18 protein-coding genes and 1 other RNA gene are annotated in these 19245 nt (G+C 67.9%); 9 read left to right on the top strand and 10 right to left on the bottom strand.

Annotated features, from left to right (window positions below; all coding sequences use genetic code 11):
- The first annotated feature begins 54 nt into the window (after positions 1-54).
- The 3 genes from ACI6GS_RS07615 (at position 55) to ACI6GS_RS07605 (ending at position 1233) form a co-directional block, all read left to right on the top strand.
- A complete protein-coding gene (locus ACI6GS_RS07615) occupies positions 55-285 on the top strand; it encodes an antitoxin (protein ID WP_439817188.1) in 231 nt (76 codons plus the stop codon).
- On the top strand, positions 285-686 hold the full coding sequence (locus tag ACI6GS_RS07610; RefSeq protein ID WP_439817187.1) for a type II toxin-antitoxin system VapC family toxin: 402 nt from the start codon (positions 285-287) through the stop codon (positions 684-686). The genes ACI6GS_RS07615 and ACI6GS_RS07610 overlap by 1 nt, the downstream gene beginning before the upstream one ends.
- 121 nt (positions 687-807) lie before the next feature.
- Positions 808-1233 carry a hypothetical protein gene (locus ACI6GS_RS07605; RefSeq protein WP_439817186.1) on the top strand — a complete coding sequence of 142 codons (426 nt, stop codon included), beginning with the start codon at positions 808-810 and terminating at the stop codon, positions 1231-1233.
- A gap of 12 nt (positions 1234-1245) precedes the next feature.
- Here ACI6GS_RS07605 and ACI6GS_RS07600 read toward each other — a convergent pair whose 3' ends face one another.
- Positions 1246-1725, bottom strand: coding sequence for an Lrp/AsnC family transcriptional regulator (locus ACI6GS_RS07600; RefSeq protein ID WP_439817185.1), 480 nt, complete (start codon positions 1723-1725; stop codon positions 1246-1248).
- 126 nt (positions 1726-1851) lie between these two features.
- Between ACI6GS_RS07600 and ACI6GS_RS07595 the strand changes: the two genes are divergently transcribed.
- Complete coding sequence (locus ACI6GS_RS07595; RefSeq protein ID WP_439817184.1) at positions 1852-2898, top strand: 1-aminocyclopropane-1-carboxylate deaminase; 1047 nt, start codon at positions 1852-1854, stop codon at positions 2896-2898.
- Between the two features lie 287 nt (positions 2899-3185).
- Positions 3186-5513 (top strand): adenosylcobalamin-dependent ribonucleoside-diphosphate reductase, encoded by a 2328-nt coding sequence (locus ACI6GS_RS07590; RefSeq protein WP_439817183.1) that lies wholly within the window; start codon positions 3186-3188, stop codon positions 5511-5513.
- Between the two features lie 71 nt (positions 5514-5584).
- Here the strand turns inward: ACI6GS_RS07590 and ACI6GS_RS07585 are convergent, their stop codons facing one another.
- Both ACI6GS_RS07585 and ACI6GS_RS07580 read right to left on the bottom strand, forming a co-directional pair.
- Positions 5585-5980 carry an MAPEG family protein gene (locus ACI6GS_RS07585; RefSeq protein ID WP_439817182.1) on the bottom strand — a complete coding sequence of 132 codons (396 nt, stop codon included), beginning with the start codon at positions 5978-5980 and terminating at the stop codon, positions 5585-5587.
- 141 nt (positions 5981-6121) lie between these two features.
- Entirely contained in the window at positions 6122-6694 is a 573-nt protein-coding gene (locus tag ACI6GS_RS07580; protein WP_439817181.1) for a gamma-glutamylcyclotransferase, read from the bottom strand.
- A gap of 85 nt (positions 6695-6779) precedes the next feature.
- Between ACI6GS_RS07580 and ACI6GS_RS07575 the strand changes: the two genes are divergently transcribed.
- Positions 6780-7754, top strand: a complete 975-nt coding sequence (locus ACI6GS_RS07575; RefSeq protein ID WP_439817180.1) for a DUF2125 domain-containing protein — start codon at positions 6780-6782, stop codon at positions 7752-7754.
- Between the two features lie 22 nt (positions 7755-7776).
- Here ACI6GS_RS07575 and ACI6GS_RS07570 read toward each other — a convergent pair whose 3' ends face one another.
- From ACI6GS_RS07570 to ACI6GS_RS07550, 5 genes are all read right to left on the bottom strand, one after another.
- Positions 7777-8742 (bottom strand): prephenate/arogenate dehydrogenase family protein, encoded by a 966-nt coding sequence (locus ACI6GS_RS07570; RefSeq protein ID WP_439817179.1) that lies wholly within the window; start codon positions 8740-8742, stop codon positions 7777-7779.
- Positions 8739-9824, bottom strand: coding sequence for a histidinol-phosphate transaminase (gene hisC / locus ACI6GS_RS07565; protein ID WP_439817178.1), 1086 nt, complete (start codon positions 9822-9824; stop codon positions 8739-8741). Before hisC ends, ACI6GS_RS07570 begins: the two co-directional genes overlap by 4 nt.
- 11 nt (positions 9825-9835) lie before the next feature.
- A complete protein-coding gene (locus ACI6GS_RS07560) occupies positions 9836-10711 on the bottom strand; it encodes a chorismate mutase (protein ID WP_439817177.1) in 876 nt (291 codons plus the stop codon).
- 137 nt (positions 10712-10848) lie between these two features.
- Complete coding sequence (locus tag ACI6GS_RS07555; RefSeq protein ID WP_439817176.1) at positions 10849-11430, bottom strand: hypothetical protein; 582 nt, start codon at positions 11428-11430, stop codon at positions 10849-10851.
- 151 nt (positions 11431-11581) lie between these two features.
- A complete protein-coding gene (locus tag ACI6GS_RS07550) occupies positions 11582-12985 on the bottom strand; it encodes an acyl-CoA dehydrogenase family protein (RefSeq protein ID WP_439817175.1) in 1404 nt (467 codons plus the stop codon).
- A 230-nt stretch (positions 12986-13215) separates the two neighbouring features.
- Here ACI6GS_RS07550 and ACI6GS_RS07545 point away from each other — a divergent pair, with 230 nt between their 5' ends.
- On the top strand, positions 13216-15636 hold the full coding sequence (locus ACI6GS_RS07545; RefSeq protein ID WP_439817174.1) for a beta strand repeat-containing protein: 2421 nt from the start codon (positions 13216-13218) through the stop codon (positions 15634-15636).
- Positions 15637-15684: 48 nt separating this feature from the next.
- On the opposite strand, the gene ACI6GS_RS07540 is transcribed toward ACI6GS_RS07545, so the two are convergent.
- Complete coding sequence (locus ACI6GS_RS07540) at positions 15685-16854, bottom strand: amidohydrolase family protein (RefSeq protein ID WP_439817173.1); 1170 nt, start codon at positions 16852-16854, stop codon at positions 15685-15687.
- Positions 16855-16996: 142 nt separating this feature from the next.
- Between ACI6GS_RS07540 and ssrA the strand changes: the two genes are divergently transcribed.
- Positions 16997-17339, top strand: a transfer-messenger RNA (tmRNA) gene (ssrA, locus tag ACI6GS_RS07535).
- Positions 17340-17815: 476 nt separating this feature from the next.
- Entirely contained in the window at positions 17816-18079 is a 264-nt protein-coding gene (locus ACI6GS_RS07530; RefSeq protein WP_439817172.1) for a helix-turn-helix domain-containing protein, read from the top strand.
- Here ACI6GS_RS07530 and ACI6GS_RS07525 read toward each other — a convergent pair.
- Positions 18076-19113 carry an alpha/beta fold hydrolase gene (locus tag ACI6GS_RS07525; protein ID WP_439817171.1) on the bottom strand — a complete coding sequence of 346 codons (1038 nt, stop codon included), beginning with the start codon at positions 19111-19113 and terminating at the stop codon, positions 18076-18078. The two genes, ACI6GS_RS07530 and ACI6GS_RS07525, sit on opposite strands and share 4 nt — an antisense overlap.
- Positions 19114-19245 lie beyond the last annotated feature (132 nt).

The raw sequence follows: 19245 nt of genomic DNA, 5'->3' as shown, positions 1-19245 counted from the left end.
AGCTGTCTCCTCTCCGGCCTATGTTCAGGCATAGGTCATGCAGGAGGTGCCGCCATGGACGAGCCACGCCTTGCCAAGCTGTTCCGCAATGGTCGCAACCAGGCGGTGCGCATCCCGCGCGACCTGGAATTGCCGGGGACCGAGGTGATCCTGCGCCGCGAGGGCAATCGCCTCGTGCTGGAGCCGGTCGCCCGCCCCTCCCTTCTTGAACTGCTCAAGACGTGGGAGCCGCTGGACGAGGACCTCAGCCTTGAGCGAGGTCCACCGCGGGCGGTCGACCTGTGATGAGCAGATATCTCCTTGATACCAACATATTGTCCGATCTCATCCGCAATCCCTCGGGTCTTGTGGCTGCGCGCATTGCGGAGGTGGGGGAAGCCAATATCTGCACCAGCATCGTCGTCGCGGGCGAACTGCGGTTCGGCATTGCGCGGCGCGGGTCTCCGCGCCTGACAGCCGAGGTGGAGGGACTTCTGACGTGCCTGGACGTGTTGCCGTTGGAGCGTCCTGTCGATGAGATCTATGGCAGGCTGCGCGCCGGGCTGGAGGCACAAGGGCAGGTGATTGGCGACTACGACTTCCTGATCGCCGCCCATGCGATGGCGCGCGATCTTGTCCTGGTCAGCGCGAACGTGCGTGAGTTCAGCCGCGTGCCAGACCTGCGCTGGGAGAACTGGCTGGCCTGAGCCGGGTCGCCGTCTGAGCCGCCAGGCCTGACCGGTCCGCGGGAACCGTTCCGCCGCGCTGGGGTCAATGCAGAAACAAGGTTAATGCGCCAGGCTGGGGGTATAGACTCCCAGGTCGATCATGATCCGCACTCCGTTCGAAGCTGCCCAGGACGACATCCGGGCCCTGCTCGACGCTTCCCCCAGCGTAAGGCTCGGCGGCGGCGAGTGGGAGACGACCAGCGGGGGCGCCGGCTTCCTCGGCGCCAGCCTGCGCTTCACGACGCCCAAGGGCGACTACACGGTCAGCATCACCAAGGTGCACGCCCTGGGCGAGACGCAGATCGCGGTCAGTTTCCTGAAGGGCAGCGTCGATCGCGCCGATACCCTGACCACGGCCGCCAACTTCGTGCAGCCGCTCTCCGCCGATCCCGCGCAGCGCGCGTCAGAGATGGCGCGCATCCGCAATCGGCTGAGCGGCCGGATGGGCGTGGTCTTCGGTCCGGAGGAGGCGCAGTCGCCGCCGGAAAGCCGCCTGGGCGGCCTGTGGCGCCGCATGTTCGGCTGATCGCGCCCCGCCTCAGAATGCCAGAGGCCCGTCTGCCTTGATCTCGTCCAGCACGAAGAAGGTGCGGACCTGGCGGACGCCCGGCAGGGCGATGATGGTCTCCGAATGGAAGCGGTTGAAGGCGGTGATGTCGCTGACCCGGATTTTCAGGAAATAGTCGACGTCACCCGCCACCAGGAAGCATTCCAGGACCTGGGGCAGCGCCCGCTCCGCCGCAGCGAAGGCGGCAAAGCTGTCGGGGGTCGAGCGGTCGAGCACGATCCCGACCAGGACGGCCGTCTCCCGCTGGACCGCGCGCGGCTCGACCAGGGCCCGCACACCCTTGATGACGCCCGCCTCGAACAGCCGCCGCGTATGGGTCCAGCAGGCGGAGGGGGACAGGCCCACCTGCTTCGCCAGGTCGGCATTCGACAGGCGGCCGTTATCCTGCAAGGCCTTCAGGATGCGCCGGTCGACGGCACCGAGTTCGGGGAAGGGGGCAGGCTCGGCCATCGCCGAACAGTCTTCTGCCAACCTGCCCCAAAGTCCATCTTTCTTCTGAAGTTGGGATCATATGGCGATGATCTCTTGGCCAGGATGCACCATTCACGGAGCACCTTCTGCGGGGATGGCGCTAGCGTGCCGGGTCTTCCGCTTCTGACGGCGCCGGCCATGCTCGAAAAATTCGAACGCTATCCCCTGACCTTCGGCCCCTCGCCCATCGAGCCGCTGCGCCGCCTGTCCGCCCATCTCGGCGGCGGGGTCGAGATCTTCGCCAAGCGGGACGACTGCAATTCGGGCCTGGCCTATGGCGGGAACAAGCTGCGCAAGCTGGAATACATCGTCCCCGACATCCTGAAGTCGGGTGCCGACACGCTGGTGTCGATCGGTGGCGTGCAGTCGAACCACACGCGCATGGTGGCGGCGGTGGCGGCCAAGCTGGGCCTGAAGTGCCGCCTGGTGCAGGAGGCCTGGGTCCCGCACGAGGATGCCGTCTATGACCGGGTCGGCAACATCATGCTCAGCCGACTGATGGGGGCGGACGTGCGCCTGGTCGATGACGGCTTCGACATTGGCATCCGCCACAGCTGGGAGGAGGCCATCGCCGAGGTGAAGGCCGCGGGCGGGCGGCCCTATGCCATTCCGGCCGGCGCCTCGGTCCATCCGCTGGGCGGTCTCGGCTATGTCGGCTTTGCCGAGGAGGTGCGGGCGCAGGAGGCGGCGCTGGGCTTTGCCTTCGACTATATCGTCGTCTGCACGGTGACCGGGTCCACCCATGCCGGCATGTTGGTCGGCTTTGCCAGGGATGGGCGGGAGCGCCGCGTGATCGGCATCGATGCCTCGTTCACGCCGGCCCAGACGCGCGCCCAGGTGCTGGAGATCGCGCAAAGGACGGCCGCCCTGGTCGAGCTGGGCCGCGAGATCACGGCCGAGGACGTGGTGCTGGAGGAGGACTATGCCTATCCGGTCTATGGCGTGCCGTCGGAAGAGACGAAGGCGGCCATCCGCCTGACCGCGCGGCTGGAGGGGATGATCACCGACCCCGTCTATGAGGGGAAGTCGATGCAGGGCCTGATCGACCTGGTGCAGCGCGGCTATTTCCCGTCCGGGTCCCGCATCCTCTATGCCCACCTGGGTGGCGCGCCGGCGCTGAACGGCTATGGCTACACGTTCCGCAATGGCTGAGGGCACCCGATGGGCTAACCCCGGCAATGCGACGCAGCGAATCGGGCGCACGAAATCTGGGGTCCCGCACGAATCAGGAACGCAACTTTTCACGCTAAATGTGGGGAGGAAATGCGGCCAAAATACGACCACTGGGTCGCTGGAGACCGTGCTTCATCCGGCCTTGACCAAGACCTGGGCGACATGAACAAATAAGGAACTGAAGCGCGCCGATCGGCGGCTTGCGCACGGCCGGACCGGGACCGATGATGGCCGGCCCGGTCCCCTCCAGTGGAGTAGTACACGCCGTGCCGCCGATTGCGCCCATCAGCCAGCAGATCTGGGACATGAAGTACCGGCTGAAGGGGCCGGACGGCACGCCGGTCGATGCCACGATCGAGGATACCTTCGCCCGCATCGCCCGCGCCGTCGCCCAGGCCGAGCCGGAGGGCATCCGCGCCGCCCAGGCCGAGCGCTTCGCCGCCGCAATGACCGATTTCCGTTTCCTTCCCGCTGGCCGGATCATCGCGGGCGCAGGGTCGGCGCGCCGCGTCACGCTCTTCAACTGCTTCGTCATGGGCACGATCCCCGACGACATGTCGGGCATCTTCGCCCACCTGCGGGAAGCGGCGCTGACCATGCAGGCGGGCGGCGGCATCGGCTACGACTTTTCGACGCTTCGGCCCAAGGGGGCGCCGGTCAAGGGCGTGGGGGCCGATGCCTCAGGCCCCTTGTCGTTCATGGACGTATGGGACGCGATGTGCCGCACGATCATGTCGGCCGGCCACAGGCGCGGCGCCATGATGGCGTGCCTGGCCTGCGACCACCCCGACATCGAGGCCTTCATCGAGGCCAAGCGCGAGCCCGGCCGCCTGCGCATGTTCAACCTGTCGGTCCTGGTGACGGATGCCTTCATGACGGCAGTCGAGCGGGACGAGCCCTGGACCCTGCGCTTCGGCGGCGTGGACTATCGCACGCTGCCCGCGCGGGCGCTGTGGGACCGGATCATGCGCGCGACCTTCGCCTATGCGGAGCCGGGCGTGATCTTCATCGACCGGGTGAACCGCCTCAACAATTTGTGGTATTGTGAAGAAATCAATGCCACCAATCCATGTGGAGAACAGCCTTTGCCACCCTATGGGGCGTGCCTGCTGGGGTCGGTGAATCTGGCCAAGCTGGTGCGCGAGCCGTTCGGGGAGGGCGCGCATATCGACCTGGACGAGTTGGGCGACCTGGTCGCGACGGCTGTCCGGGCGCTGGACGACGTGATCGACGTCTCCAGCTTTCCGCTGGAGCAGCAGGCGCTGGAGGCCCGCGCCAAGCGGCGCATCGGCCTGGGCGTCACGGGCCTGGCCGATGCGTTGATCCTGTGCCGGGCACGCTATGGCGGGCCGGAGAGCCTGAAGCTGATCGAGCAGTGGATGGGCACGATCCAGGAGCGTGCCTATCTGGCATCCGCCGAGCTCGCGGCGGAAAAGGGGCCGTTCCCGCTGTTCGACGCGGAGCAGTACCTGGCCGGCGGCACGGTCGCCCGCCTGCCCGGGCACGTGCGCGCGGCGATCCGGGAGCATGGCGTGCGCAATGCCCTGCTGACCTCGATCGCGCCCACCGGCACGATCTCGCTGCTTGCGGACAATGTCTCCTCGGGGCTGGAGCCCGTCTTCTCCTTCACCTATACGCGCAAGGTGCTGATGCCGGACGGCAGTCGCGTGGAGGAGGAGGTGAGCGATTATGCCTATCGCCTGTTCCGCCGCATGTTCGGCGAGGGCACGGCCCTGCCCGACTACATGGTGGACGCCCAGACGCTGAGCCCGGCCGACCATGTCCGGGTCCAGGCCGCAGTCCAGGCCCATGTCGACAGTTCGATCTCGAAGACGATCAACTGCCCGGAAGACATCTCGTTCGAGGCGTTCAAGGACATCTACGCCCTGGCCTACGAACAGGGGTGCAAGGGCTGCACCACCTATCGCCCCAACGACATCACCGGTTCCGTCCTGTCGGTGCCCGCGGAGAAGCCGGCGGCCGAGGCGACGGCCCAGACCCAGCTGCCGCTGGAGCGGACCGAACTGGCCAATGCCCGCGCCCGCGACCCGTTCGAGGCGGGCGGCGTGGTGTGGATGACGCAGCCGCTGGACCGGCCGGAAGTGCTGCCGGGCCAGACCTACAAGGTGCGCTGGCCCGAGTCGGACCATGCCATCTACATCACCATCAACGACGTGATCCAGGACGGCCGGCGCCGCCCGTTCGAGGTGTTCATCAACTCCAAGAACATGGAGCACTATGCCTGGACCGTGGCGCTCACGCGCATGATCTCGGCGGTGTTCCGGCGCGGTGGCGACATCTCGTTCGTCGTGGAGGAGTTGAAGGCCGTGTTCGACCCGCGCGGCGGGCAGTGGATGAACGGCCGCTATGTCCCGTCGCTGCTGGCCGCGATCGGCCAGGTGATCGAGCAGCACCTGGTGGCGATCGGCTTCATCCGGGCGGAAGCGCCGCTGGACCTGACGGGGGCAAAGGCCGTGGCGATCGCCGGCGGCGCACCCGTTGGCCGGACCTGCCCCCGCTGCAGCCAGCCCAGCCTGCACCGGATGGAGGGGTGCGACACCTGCACGTCGTGCGGCTATTCCAAATGCGCCTGAACGGCCCCCCGTGAGACAGCGGCCGCCCGGCGCGCGGCCCGTGGCTCAGGACGCCGCGGGCCGGGCATGGCCTACCAGAACAGGAAGCCCCACAGGACGGTGATGCCGGCGACGACCAGCAGGAAGGCCGTGGCCACGAAACTGATGCCAAAGCCCAGGCCCCGGCGCTCGGCCGCCTTCCAGTAGTCGCGGGCATAGATGACGCGCCCGGCACACCAGACCAGGCCGGCCAGCCCGCCGATCGTCACGTTCACATAGATCGAGAACAGCCACAGCGCCGGCAGGAACAGGATCAGCTGCTCCACGGTGTTCGTCTGCACGCGCAGCACACGCTGGAACTCCTCCGGCCCATCCACGGCAGGTGCCTTGACACCCAGGCGGGTACGGGCGCGCCCGACCGCCAGGAAGGTCCAGACATAGACGGCCAGGGCCGCGACCGTGACCACCGAGGTGAAGTAATAGTGCATCGCGAGCCCCCAGCCCCTGAATGCGGCCCCTGGTCATGGTCGCTGCTGGCGACCCGGGCCCGACGTGGCGCATGCAAGCATGCCTGACGCCGGGGCGAAAGGGGGCCAATCGTCCGCCCGGGGCGGCACCGGCCCCGCCTCTCAGGGGCTGCGGGGCACCAGCCGCGCCAGGCGGTGCAGTTCGGTCTCGCGCAGCCCCATCTCGTCCAGGTGCGCCAGCGTGTTGTAGAGGTATTCGCGGTTGGTCCCCATCGTCCCGCAGGCAACCGCCAGCATGGCCGCCTGCTGTTCCAGGCTGAGATTGCCGGCATAGTTCGGGCGTCGCCGGTCGACGACATAGCACAGGGCGGCCAAGCGCCCCGACGCCGTCTCGATCATGCGGACCGCCTCGCGGTAGACGATGGGCGGGGTCAGTTCGCGGTCCCGCAGATAGGCCAGGGTTGCGCCCACGTCGGCCTCGGCCACGGTCAGGACCCGGCCCCGGCACGAGCCGCCGGCGTCCAGGCCCAGGACCAGGCCGGGGCAGTCATGTGTCCCGCGATAGTCGGTCGAGCGGATGCAGAACGTGCGGTGCCAGCCGCGCAGCAGGCCCGGTTCCGCCGAGATCACGGGAAAGCCCGGTCGCCACATCAGCGAGCCATAGGCAAAGACGCGGAACGGCCGCGGCAGTTCGTGGGGGCCAAGCAGGACGGGGCCTGGCTGGTCAGCGGTCACGGTGGTTGCCGGCGTGGGCGCCGCGCCAGGCGTCGGCACAGGCACCGGTGGTGCTGCGCGCGCCCTGCCTCTATAAGTCGATGCCATGCGCTATCTCGGTCTGGGCCTTGCCGTTGCCCTGCTGGCTGCCGCCTGGAGCGGCGTGTGGTTCTATCTTGCGGGCCAGATGCCCCATTGGATCGACGCCTGGGCCCAGGACGAACGCAGCCGCGGGACAGAGGTGTCGTGGTCGGCCCTGCGCGTCGAGGGCTATCCCTTCCGCCTGGTCGTGGTGATCGACAATCCGCGCATGGCGCGGCCCGATGGCAGCTGGTCCGGCACCCGGCTGACCGGCTATGCCCAGCCGTGGAACCTGAACCACTGGATCCTGGGGTTCGAGGGGACGCACAGCCTGAGCGACGGGCAGCGCACGCTGGGCGTGTCCGGCGGCCCCCTGATGGCCAGCATGCGCTTTGCCGAAGGGCGCTTGGCGCGCCTGGACGTCGACCTGAAGGCGCCGGTCCTGACGCCGTCCTGGCTGCCCGGCCCGATCACGGCCGAGCGGATCGAATTCCACGGCATGACCGACGACGGCCAGCCGCTGGCCATCGCCGCGCGGGCCCAGGCGCTGACCCTGCCCGATGGAGTGGTCCAGGGCCTGCCGCCGCGGATCGACGCGGCCGACCTGGTGGGCACGCTGCGCGGCGCCGCGATCCCGGCACCCACCCGGCCCCACCTGGCCGCGTGGTCGCGGTCGGGCGGCGTGGTCGAGGTGACGCAGGCGGGCCTGAAGGCGGGATCGCTGGACCTGGTCGCCGATGGCACCTTTGCCCTGGACGACCTGCTGCGGCCGCAAGGGGCGGGCGTGGTCCGCGCCGCCGGCCTGGACGCCGTGATCGACAGCCTGGTGAGCCAGGGCCGCGTGGCGCCGCAGGCGGGCCAGGCGGTGAAGGGCGCGCTGGCCATCGCCGGCTTGGCGGCACGCGACGAGGCCGGGCGGACCCAGATCCCCTTTGCGATCCAGGACGGCACGCTGTCCGTGGGCCCGGCGCCCGTCGCGCAGGTGCAGCCGGTCCTTTGAGGCCGCCGCCACCGCGTATCGCTCAGGCCTTGCGGCGCCCGAAGTCGGGGGCCGGGGTTTCCTGTCCCGCCTCGACGATGCCGCGGCGGATGGCGCGGGTGCGGGTGAACAGGTTGAACAGGGTGTCGCCATCGCCCCAGCGGATCGCCCGCTGCAGCGCGGTCAGGTCCTCGCTGAAACGGCCCAGCATCTCAAGCACCGCGTCGCGATTGTTGAGGAAGATGTCGCGCCACATCGTGGGGTCAGACGCCGCGATGCGGGTGAAGTCGCGGAAGCCGCCGGCGCTGTACTTCACGACCTCGGACTGGGTCACCTGCTCCAGGTCGGACGCCGTGCCGACGATGTTGTAGGCGATCAGGTGGGGCACGTGGCTGGTGATGGCCAGGACCAGGTCGTGGTGCTCCGCGTCCATCACGTCGACGCGGGCGCCCATGGCCAGCCACAGCGCGCTCAGCCGCTCGACCGCGCCAGGGTCCGCCCCCTCTGGCGGGGTGAGGATGCACCAGCGGTTCTGGAACAGCTCGGCAAAGCCCGAGGCGGGTCCCGATTCCTCGGTGCCTGCGATCGGATGGGCGGGCACGAAGTGGACGCCCGCCGGGATATGGGGGCCGACGTCGCGCACGACCGCCCCCTTCACCGAGCCGACATCGCTGACGATGGCACCGGGCTCAAGCACCTTGCCAATGGCCTGGGCGATGGCACCATAGGTCCCGACAGGCGAGCACAGCACGACCAGATCAGCGCCGGAGGCCGCCTCGGCCGGATCCTCGTACGACGACTCGACCAGGCCCAGGCCCAGGGCGGCGGCGCGGGTCTCCGCACTGCGCGCGGCGCAGACGATCTCCGTCGCCAGGCCTTGCGCGCGGATCGCGCGGGCCATGGACGAGCCGATCAACCCGATGCCGATCAGCGCCACGCGCCTGAACAGGGGGATCGCTCCGAAGGGCGCCTCGAACGGCGACCGTGGGCGCGGAGGGGCTTGCGTCATCCGGCCTGGCGGACGAAGTCGCGGATCGCCTCGGCCACGGCGCGGTCCTCCGCCTCGGTCCCGATGGTCAGGCGCAGGTATTGCGGCAGTTCATAGGAATCGACCCGGCGCAGCAGGAAGCCGCGCTCCGTCAGGAAGCGGTCGGCGTCGGCCGCACTGCGTCCCGGCTCGGTCCCGAAGCGGATCAGGATGAAGTTGGTGACGGACGGTACCACCTCCAGCCCCAGCTGGGACAGAGTGGCATAGAGCCAGTCGCGCTCCCGTGTCGTGTGGCGCACGACCTGTTCGGCGAAGTCGGTGTCCTCCAGCGCCGCAACACCCGCCAACTGCGCCGGCAGGCTGACGTCGAAGGGTCCGCGCAGGCGGTTCAGCACATCGACCACGCCGGCTTGCGCATAGGCCCAGCCCAGGCGCAGGCCCGCCAGGCCATAGAGCTTGGAGAAGGTGCGCGTCATGACGACGTTGGGATGGGCGTCGACCAGGGCGCGGCCGGCCTCGTAGTCCTCGGCCTCGCAGAACTCGGCATAGGCGGAATCGACGACCAGCAGGACATTGTCCGGCAGGCCAGCCTGGAGCCGCTTCACCTCAGACGCGGGGATGTAGGTCCCGGTCGGATTGCCCGGATTGGCCAGGAAGACGACGCGCGTCCGCGCCGTGACCGCGGCGAGCAGGGCATCGACATCGGGCTTCAGGTCCGTCTCGTCGGCGATGACCGGGGTCGCGCCAACGGTCAGGGCCGAGATGCGGTACATCAGGAAGCCGTGACGGGGGAACAGCACCTCGTCCCCCGGGCCGGCATAGGCGCGGGTCAACAGGCTGAGCAGTTCGTCCGACCCGTTGCCGCAGACGATACGCGCGGCATCGATGCCGTGGTGGCGGGCCAGCGCCTCGCGCAGCAGGGTCGAGCCGCCGTCCGGATAGCGGTGCAGCCCCTCGATCGCGCGATAGGCCGCCAGCGCCTTCGGGCTGGGGCCCAGCGCCGACTCGTTGGACGAGAGCTTGGTGACGGGGCGCTCGCCCGCCGACGAGCGGCCACCGACATAGGGGGCGATGTCCAGGATCCCTGGCCGGGGAACCAGCATGGGCGTGTCTCTCAGACGGCGTGAAGGGGCGTATGGGTCCCGTCGACGGGTATGGCCACGGCCCCGCCCACGATGACGTCGGACACGCCATCGCTCTGGGTCAGGGCGGCCAGGCGAGCATCGTCCTGGGCGACGAAGCCGTCGACCTCCAGCAGGTGCCAGGCCTCATCCTCGCCCGGGCGCTCGGGCTGGCTGTCGATGCAGCGGGCGGCAAAGCCCGCGGCGTTCACGCGCTCGACGACGCGGGCACGGCTGACCTCCGTCCGCGAGGCGACGAGCAGGTAGGAACGATCCTCCCCCGTCGCTTCCGCCTCGAACGGCGCCACGACCACGGCGGACACGCGACCCGCCGGCTGCCCCTCCGGCACGGTGACGAACGGCAGCAGGGCGACGATGCGGAGCGCGCCGGGGCCGGTTGCCCGCAGGTACGGCCACCAGCTTTCGGCGTCGCCCGTGCCGGGCGCGGGCAGGACGCCGACGGCGTTCGGCTTCTCCTTCACCGCGCGCAGGACCTGGGCGGGGGATTCGTGGATATGGGTCGGCGTGCCGGAGCCGAAGTGCGAGCGCGCCACGTCCCAATACGCGATCGGGTCGCGCGCACCATAGACAGCCACTTCCAGCGGAGCCTGGACCCGCAGGAAGGCGGACATCATCTCGCGCCAGATGCGGGCCACGACAAGGCGCGGCAGGGTGCCGTGATGACGGCCAAGAATCCGGCGCAGGACCTGCGCCTCCCGCCCCGGACGCATCATCGGGCTGCCCGGCGCCTTGGCCTGGGCGACACGCTGGACCACTTCCGAGCGGCGGATCAGCAGGTCGTGCAGCGCGCGATCGATCCCGTCGATCTCCTCGCGCAGGGCGTCGAGGCTGTCGTTGGCGGCCGTCATATCGGAAGCTTGCAGGACCATGGGCGGTTCGTGTTTAGTCTCGCCCACCGCCAAAAGCAAAAACAATTCCGATCAGGATTGGTCGCAGCCGGCCAAGTTCCGCACGCGCTGTCGGCGCGTCACATCCCGGCACGCGCTCAAGCCTCCACCATGGCCTCGGCGTCTTCCCATATGGGGGTCAGGGCCAGGATTTCGACATCGGGCGCCAGGCCCGGGTTGAACAGGGCGTTGTGCCACCACGTCCCCTGCCGGGCCAGATCGGCGTGGGCCAGCGCCTCGACCCGGCAGGGGATGCGGAAGCCTTGCGCGAAATCGGCGAATTCCAGCGTGGCCCGTCGCGCCAGGAGCAGCCGCCGCGCGGTCGCCGAGCCCGGCGCGAACACGGCAGTCAGTTCGTCATGAAACTCCGCCGGCTTCTGGAAGAAGGTACCGGCCAGCATTTCCAGGGCCTTTTCCAGCCGTTCGCGCGGGTCGCGCGTGCGCTTGTGCATCTGCTGGAACAGCGCCGTTGCCCGCCTGGGGTCGGCAGGCAGCAGGACGGTCGTCAGCGCCGGCAGGATCTCCGCCCCATCCGCGCCAAGGACGCGCGGGCACATGCCGGGCAAGGGCCGCCCGCCATTGCGCCGCACAGCCCAGGCCCGCACCCGGCACTGCCACGCGATAAAGGCATCGCGCAACGCGCCCAGAGCGTGGTCCAGCACCACGACGTCGGCGGTCATGGGCGGCACCTGAAGAAGACGCGACGACAACCCACCCCGCTCATCCCCGCGAAGGCGGGGATCCAAGGGCCGCAAGCGCTGGTCCTGGTGGCTCTGGATCCCAGCCTTCGCGGAGATGAGCGGTTGGGAGAGGTCACGACGCGTAAGAAGCCTACTCCGCCGCTTCGGCGCGGGATTCGGCCAGGAGCTGCTCGGCCAGGCGGCGCTTGGCGTCCTTGTCCATCTTCTTGATCTCGTTGTTCAGGACCCGCTCGTTGACCGACTGGTTCCAGTAGTCGAGCGATTCCGGGCCGAGCAGCGACAGCTTGCCGACGAACTGGCGCAGCACCTCGTTCGTGGGGCCCATGACCCAGCCAGCCTTGGCATCGCGCAGATAGCGCTCGATCCCCAGTTCCTTCTTGTAGCCGGTACCGCCGCAGGCATGGAGCATCTTGTCCGCCACATGGGCGACGTTCTTGGCCGCGTTGAACTTGATCTGCCAGTACCAGTGCAGGTGCGCGGCGCGCGGCAGGTTGGCGACGTCGTCGTGGATCGACCAATCGCAATTGTTGGTGACCTGGTCCATCAGTTGCCCGCACGAGAAGGCGAACATGCGGGACGCGTTGGTGTCCATGATCGCCTCCCCCACATAGTCCTGGATCGTGGGGTAGTCGGCGACGCGCATGCCGACATCGGCATGGCGCTTCGCCGTCGTGTGGCGCTTGGCAATGTCGATCAGGCCAAGGGCGATCCCGTTCCAGCAGGACGAGGACAGCAGCAGGAAGAAGGGGTCCACCGCTTCGTCATTGGAGGAGGCGCCGTCGCCCGCCGGACCGACCAGGCGCTCCTTGGGGATCACCACGTTGTCGACCAGGATGGCGCCCGACTGGTTGCCGCGCAGGCCCAGCGCATCCCATTGCGAGGGATCGCACGTCACCTCGTCCTTCAGGATCAGCCAACAGGACAGGTCCGAATAGTTGCCAGCGAAATTGGGGCTTGTCGTCTGCACGATGTACCAGTCGGCAAAGCCGCCGGACGTCGTCCAGGATGCCTTCTTCAGCACCTTCCAGCCGCCCTCGACCGCCTGGGCGCCGGACGACACGGGGTACCAGAAATGGCTGCCCGTCTCTGGATCGGAATAGGACAGCGTGCCGACCAGCACGTCGCTGTCCAGCTTTCGCATGATGGGCTCGATCGCAGGGTTGCCCTTGGCCCGCAGCATGGCGGCGGCCACGGCGCCCGAATGCATCGTGTAGCACATGGCGGTCGACGCGCAGCCATAGCGGGCGATGGTTTCCACCACCATCGCGGCACAGACATGGTTCTGGCCCAGGCCGCCCCATTCCTTGGGCACCAGCAGGCCCAGCAGGTTCAGCTTGGCCAGCGCCTCGAAATTCTTGCGCGGAAAGATCAGGTTGCGGTCGGACTCGACCGCGTTGGCGCGCAGCGTGCTTTCGCAGAGCGCGATCAGCTTCTCCTGCAGGGCCCTCTGCTCGTCGGTCAGCAGCCATTGCGGATCGAAGTTGTACCCCAGGCCCCAGAACGGGGCGCCGCCCCAGGTCTTCGTCTCTGACATGGTCCTTGCCCCGCTTGGTGCCGCCGCTGGCCGGCCTGTATGCAAGAGCCTAAGCCAGGGCGCGCGCGCGGCGCAACCGGTTGCCCCAATGCCATACCCACGCAGACCAAACCTGTACCTTTCCAGGTGGGCAAGCCAGTGATCCGTGTATTGAAGGCCGTTCAGGTTGCCTATACCGTGGGCAGCAACTGCCTCGAACGTAGGCAGGTCAACCTGCCATGGGGCACCACATGAGTTCGGTCACCTACGCCATCGGCATCGATCGGGCATCGGGTGTTTTCGACGTCTCCTTTGACTACTGGATCGAGGCCTATAGCGACCCCGAGACAGGCGAGTACTTCTACGAAACGACGTGGTCGGCCAGCTATGGCGGCTACTATGCCGGTGGCGGGACGGGCGCGGAGTCCAATTCCGTCATCGTGAACCTGGGACTTGGCCGTGCAGGCGACGTGAACGAGGCAAGCCTCGGCTTCTCGGCCATGAACTGGTTCACAGGCGTCGGCGTCGACATCAGCTTCAAGGTGCTGACCGCAGCCTATGCCCAGGACGGCCAGACGATGACCGGGTCCGAGGGCATGGACATCGTCATCGCCAGCGACAACGGCGACGTCATCGCGACCGGCGGGGCCAACGACCATATCGATGCCGGCGACGGCGCCGACACGATCGACGCGGGCGCCGGGGCCGACCATATCGACGGCGGGGCCGGGGCCGACACCATGACCGGCGGCGACGGCGCCGACACCTATTTCGTCGACCAGGCCGGCGACGTGATCGTCGAGGCGGCGGACGGTGGCACCGACATCGTCCTGGCCGCGACCTCCTACACCCTCTCGGCCGAGGTGGAGCGCCTCTACCTCTATGGCTCTGGCCCGGCGGACGGCACCGGCAATGACGGGGCCAACTGGATCGAAGGCAACGACGACACCAATACGCTGGCCGGGCTGGATGGCGACGACGTCCTGCTGGGCCATGGCGGGGCGGACCACCTGATCGGTGGCGAGGGCGACGACGCGCTGAACGGCGGCCAGGGCATCGACCACATGGAAGGCGGCACGGGCGACGACTGGTACACCGTCGACACGGCCCAGGACGTGGTGGTGGAGAATGCCGGGGGCGGCCGTGACACCGTCCTGGTCGTGGCCGGCCGCTACGTCCTGGCCGACCATGTCGAGGTCCTGATGGCCGGGTCGGACCAGGCGATCTACGGCATCGGCAATGCCGCCGGCAATTCCCTGGTGGGCGGCATCGGCGCCGACACGCTGGAGGGCCGCGGCGGTGCCGACAGCCTGGCCGGCGGCCCGGGCGACGACATCCTGGCCGGCGGCAGCGGCGGCGACTGGCTGGACGGCGGCAGCGGCAGCGACACGGCCAGCTATGCCGCCTCGCGCCAGGGGGTGCGCATCGACCTTGGCGCCGGCAGCGCCTCTGGCGGGGACGCGGCGGGCGACCGCTTCGTCCGCGTGGAGAACCTGACGGGCAGCGCCCATGCCGACCGCCTGGTCGGCAACGCCCTTGCCAACGTGCTGGCGGGCGGCAACGGGGCCGACCGGATGGACGGCGGTGCCGGCAACGACACGCTGATGGGCGGCGCCGGGGGCGACACCATGGCCGGCGGCGCTGGCCAGGACACGCTGAGCTATGCCAACGCGACGACCGCCGTGCGGGTCGACCTGCGGATCCAGGCCGCCAGCGGGGGCGAGGCGTCGGGCGACCGCATTTCAGGCTTCGAGCACGTGGTCGGCGGCAGCGGCGGCGACGTGCTGATCGGCAACGGGCTGGACAATACGCTGGCCGGCGGGGCGGGCCATGACACCGTGTCCGGCGGGGGCGGCAATGACTGGCTGGTGGGCGGCCAGGGCCTGGATCGCCTGGACGGTGGCAGCGGCATCGACACGCTGAGCTATGCGCCCACGAGCGCGAAGGTGGTGATCAACCTCCTGGCCCAGACGGCCAGCGGCGGCGCCGCCCAGGGCGATGTGATCGCCGGGTTCGAGAACGCCGTGGGCGGCAGCGGCGCCGACACGCTGACCGGCAGCAACGGCGCCAATCGGTTGACCGGCAACGACGGCGATGACGTCATCCGGGCCGGCGGCGGCAGCGACGTGGTGCGTGGCGGCGCCGGGGCCGACCAGATGGACGGCGGCGCCGGCAACGACACGATCAGCTATGCCCAGTCGGCGAATGGCAATGTCTGGGTCGACCTGGCGGCGCAGACGGTCGGCGGCTATGGCGATGCCTATGGCGACACCATCATCGGCTTCGAGAACGCGATCGGTGGCGACAACAACGACGCCCTCTATGGCGACGGCGCACGCAACGTGCTCAATGGCGGGGCGGGCTGGGATGTGTTGGACGGGCGCGGCGGCAACGACACGCTGACCGGCGGGGCCAATGGCGATGCCTTCGTCTTTGGCCCCGGATCGGGCAATGACGTGGTCACCGACTTTTTCGGGGTGGCGGGCGGCGGCGACTACATCTACATGCTGCTGGGCAGCGCCTTCGACACGCTGGAGGAGGTACAGGCTGTGGCGAGTGCCGTCGGCCCCAATGGTCAGAACACGCTGCTGGACTTCGGCGCCGACGGCAGCCTGCTGCTGCTGAACGTGGCGGTCACGTCGCTTCAGCAGGGCGATTTCCTGTTCGCCTGATGCCGGGGCCGGATGCGGGCGGCGGCCCACATCCGGCCTAACCCGGCCTCAGGCCAGGTTGAACACCCGCCGGGCCGTGTCGCCCAGGATGGCCCGGGCATCCCGCTCCGACACGGAATCGAGCACGGCGTCGATCGCCTGCCAGCCATAGCCGAAGCTGCCTTCGTTGTGCGGATAGTCGGCCGACCACATGACCCGGTCCGCCCCGATATAATCCAGCATGCGCAGGCCCACCGGATCGGCCATGAAGACGGCGTAGCAGTTGCGGTGCCAGTACTCGCTGGGACGCAGCCGGGGCTTGGGGTCGAGCAGGTCGGTAAAGCTGTCGTACATCATCTCCGCGTCCTGCAGCATGCCGGGCACCCAGTTGATGCCGGCCTCCACGAAGACGACCTGGATGCCCGGATTGCGGTCCAGGATCCCGCCGAAGACCAGCTGTGCGAAGTTGCGCCGGAACGGGCCCAGGCGTTCCAGCACCAGGGTGGTCCAGCCATTGCGCCCGGCGGCGTTGCCGACCTCTCCGATATGGAAGCAGACGGGCAGGCCCGCCTCCTCCACCGCGTTCCACAGCGGCTCGAACTCGGGCGAGGGGTAATAGATGTCGGCGCCCTCCTTCGTCTTGCCCGGGTGCTGCGGCAGCATATAGGTCTTCAGGCCCAGGTCCTTGATTTCCTGGATGGAATCGCGCGCCTTGGCCGGATCCCAGTAGTTGGCGATGCCCACGCCGTGGAACTTGCCGGGTGCCCGCTCCTGCATCCGCGCCAGATGCTGGTTGTAGATGCGGAAGATCCATTCCCGCTCTTCCAGGTTCGGGTGCACCAGGAAGCGCAGCATCTGCTGCGGGAAGGCGATTTCCTTCTGGTAGCCCTCGACCGCTAGGTCCTTCAGGCGCTGCTCAAGGTCGGTATTGCCCGGCACCTCGGCACTTTCGATGATGTCGAACATCTTGCGCTCGATCTCGCCCCGGTCGTCCCAGGGCGTGTCGCCGGGGCAGCGGATGTCCCACAGGCCGTGATGCTGCAGCACGCGCGGCGCCCGCTCCCTCAGGTGCGCGGGAAAGCCCTGGTACCAGATGTCCTCGTTCAGGCCGACATGGTTGTCGGCCGAGACGATCTCCAGCCCAGCCGGCAGGCGGTCGCGCAGCTGCTGCTGGGGCTGGCGAAACTTGGACAGGGTCAGGCCCTTCATCACCGGATTGTCCAGCAGCAAGCCAGCCATCGCGTCTCTCCCGAACATTGTTTGATACGTTGTTTTAGAGAGCGTATCGAACGGCGTTCAGGGAGGCGAGCACTTTTCTGTTCGGCCCCGGAGCCGACCGGAACAGCGGCCGCCCAAGACCCGGCAAGGTGCTGTGGGCGCCCCCCTTCATTTCCGGGCCGGATGCCCCTATATTGGTCGTGCCGGGCAACCGGCTATGGCGATAAACGGCAAGCGAAATAAGCGTTTCGGACCCGGGGGCGGTACCCGGCGCCTCCACCATCCACCCGGCGTTGTCCGCCGGGCCATGGGGGCGAAACAGGATCGACGTGCGTGGTAAAGGCTTGGTCTTTCGCTCGGCATGATACCGCCGTTATCGGGTCAATCCTAGAAGTGCCAACGACAACGTTGCACAGGTTGAGGAAGTCCGTCTGGCTGCCTAACGGTAGCTTGGCGTAAATCCAAAACGCGGTTCGGGGGGCACCGGGCAACAGAAGCCCCCCACTTTCAATTTCTACTGCTGATTTTTCCCACTTCGCGGGGACTTCAGGGCTAGATGTGGCCTCGAGCCCCTTTTTCACGGCACGCGGCCAGTCAAGATTGTCGTTCACGATGTGGTTGCGTTCACATGACACAACGTATCATTTTGAACAACTTAGAATTGCAGCGAAGCTTGGTGATATGGAAAAGGAAACTTGCCCAAAGTGCGGTGCGGAGTATGAAGTTACCGAGGTAAAAGTTCCTTTCAGAGACAAGGATAGTTACGAATGCGACTGCGGGCATCAAATGGCAAGTTGGAATGGCTCTCGCTATCCCAGGTATCACCTAGTTAAACCGGTGAATCCGAAAAAAGTGTAGAAACGCTATTGAGTATCGATTGCCGGTGTGGCCAGTTATGTTTTTGCGCCGTATGTTGACGTAACTCTACATGGACAGAGAACGACAAATAGCCGCTGAAACGGTGTCGTGTCGCATTGGGCAAATGTCGACCCTGGATGCATTCCTCGCTGAGGATGGCACCCTTGAGGCCTTCCAGGCCGTCGCCATCAAGGAAGTCCTGGCCTGGCAGATCGAGCAGGCGATGAAGGCGCAGAAGATCACGCGCACCGCCCTGGCCGAGCGCATGGGCACCAGCCGTAGCCAAGTCAGCCGCCTGCTGGACCCAAAGGACGGCAACGTGACACTGGCGACCCTCCAGCGTGCGGCCGCGATCGTCGGCCGCAAGGTCCGCGTGGAACTCGTTTAGACCGGGAACCGCCGCCGCAGCCAGTCGAGCATCAGGGCGTTGACCTCGTGCGGCTTCTCCTGGGTCGACCAGTGGCCGCAGGCGGGGATCACGTGGCGCTCCAGGTCGGGAACGATGGCCGGCATCTCGTCCGTCATTGCCGGGGTCAGGACGACGTCGTCGCCCGCCGCGATCATCAGCGATGGCACCCGGACGACCTGGTCCACGCCGCGGTCAAGCAGCCAGTTGCGCGACAGGTTGCGGTACCAGTTGATGCCGCCGGTAAAGCCCGTCCGCTCGAAGGCCTGCACATAGAAGCCCAGTTCTTCCGCCGACAGGATCGCGGTGCCCGGCAGGTCCGCAGGCTCCGGCCCCTCCAGCCCCGCCGTGATCGCCATGTGGCGCATCTCGGGCGGCAGGGTGCGATAGACATCCAGGCTGATCACCCCCTTGCGCATGAACGAGCGGAACACGCGCGGCACGTCGCGCGCCATCATGCGGTCGGCGGCGTCGGTGTCGTGGAAATTGATCACGTACATGTCGGGGCTGTAGACCCGGCGCATCTGGGGGAGCGGGTCCTGGGCCGGATCGGCGACGAAGCCGGGGGCCAGGTCGCGCACCAGGTCGGGGTGCAGCCACAGCATGTGATGCGGGATATGCGGCGTGTTCACGCCGATCACGCCGGCAACGCGCGTGGGGTGCAGCAGTGCCATCTGCCAGACCAGCAGGCCGCCCCAGTCATGCCCGGCAAAGACCGCCTTCGGGACACCCACGGCATCGAGCATCCCCACCAGGTCGCCCAGCAGGTGGGCCAGGTCATAGTCCTCCACCCGCTCCGGCACTTCGGTCAGGCCATAGCCGCGCTGGTCGGGCGCCAGGACGTGATAGCCCGCCGCCGCCAGCGCCGGGATCTGGTGACGCCAGGAATAGGCCAGTTCGGGGAAGCCATGGCACAGGACGATGGCGGGGCCGTCCTTTGGCCCTGCCTCGTACACCCCCATGCGGATGCCGTTGGTCTCGATCATGCGCGGCGTCGGCATGGACTGGCTGGTCATCGGCGCTCTCCCTGGTCTGTCGCGCGATCCTAGAGAACGGCGGGTGCAAAGGGTACCGGATCGGCGCCCGCCAGACGGTTGACCGCCGCCGGGCGCAATGTAAATCTCGGCTAACATAATCGGACGTGCGCA

The organism is Zavarzinia sp. CC-PAN008 (assembly GCF_051903925.1).
In the GTDB taxonomy this organism is placed as follows: domain Bacteria; phylum Pseudomonadota; class Alphaproteobacteria; order Zavarziniales; family Zavarziniaceae.
Note: the sequence above shows the minus strand (reverse complement) of the source record. Positions and strands in the feature narration are given on the sequence as shown.

Excerpts from the sequence above, each read along its gene's own strand:
- ACI6GS_RS07615 (WP_439817188.1), top strand. The coding sequence starts at position 55 with ATGGACGAGCCACGCCTTGCCAAGCTGTTCCGCAATGGTCGCAACCAG.
- ACI6GS_RS07610 (WP_439817187.1), top strand. The coding sequence starts at position 285 with ATGAGCAGATATCTCCTTGATACCAACATATTGTCCGATCTCATCCGC.
- ACI6GS_RS07605 (WP_439817186.1), top strand. The coding sequence starts at position 808 with ATGATCCGCACTCCGTTCGAAGCTGCCCAGGACGACATCCGGGCCCTG.
- ACI6GS_RS07600 (WP_439817185.1), bottom strand. The coding sequence starts at position 1,725 with ATGGCCGAGCCTGCCCCCTTCCCCGAACTCGGTGCCGTCGACCGGCGC.
- ACI6GS_RS07585 (WP_439817182.1), bottom strand. The coding sequence starts at position 5,980 with ATGCACTATTACTTCACCTCGGTGGTCACGGTCGCGGCCCTGGCCGTC.
- ACI6GS_RS07575 (WP_439817180.1), top strand. The coding sequence starts at position 6,780 with ATGCGCTATCTCGGTCTGGGCCTTGCCGTTGCCCTGCTGGCTGCCGCC.
- ACI6GS_RS07570 (WP_439817179.1), bottom strand. The coding sequence starts at position 8,742 with ATGACGCAAGCCCCTCCGCGCCCACGGTCGCCGTTCGAGGCGCCCTTC.
- hisC (WP_439817178.1), bottom strand. The coding sequence starts at position 9,824 with ATGCTGGTTCCCCGGCCAGGGATCCTGGACATCGCCCCCTATGTCGGT.
- ACI6GS_RS07560 (WP_439817177.1), bottom strand. The coding sequence starts at position 10,711 with ATGACGGCCGCCAACGACAGCCTCGACGCCCTGCGCGAGGAGATCGAC.
- ACI6GS_RS07555 (WP_439817176.1), bottom strand. The coding sequence starts at position 11,430 with ATGACCGCCGACGTCGTGGTGCTGGACCACGCTCTGGGCGCGTTGCGC.
- ACI6GS_RS07550 (WP_439817175.1), bottom strand. The coding sequence starts at position 12,985 with ATGTCAGAGACGAAGACCTGGGGCGGCGCCCCGTTCTGGGGCCTGGGG.
- ACI6GS_RS07545 (WP_439817174.1), top strand. The coding sequence starts at position 13,216 with ATGAGTTCGGTCACCTACGCCATCGGCATCGATCGGGCATCGGGTGTT.
- ACI6GS_RS07540 (WP_439817173.1), bottom strand. The coding sequence starts at position 16,854 with ATGGCTGGCTTGCTGCTGGACAATCCGGTGATGAAGGGCCTGACCCTG.
- ACI6GS_RS07530 (WP_439817172.1), top strand. The coding sequence starts at position 17,816 with ATGTCGACCCTGGATGCATTCCTCGCTGAGGATGGCACCCTTGAGGCC.
- ACI6GS_RS07525 (WP_439817171.1), bottom strand. The coding sequence starts at position 19,113 with ATGACCAGCCAGTCCATGCCGACGCCGCGCATGATCGAGACCAACGGC.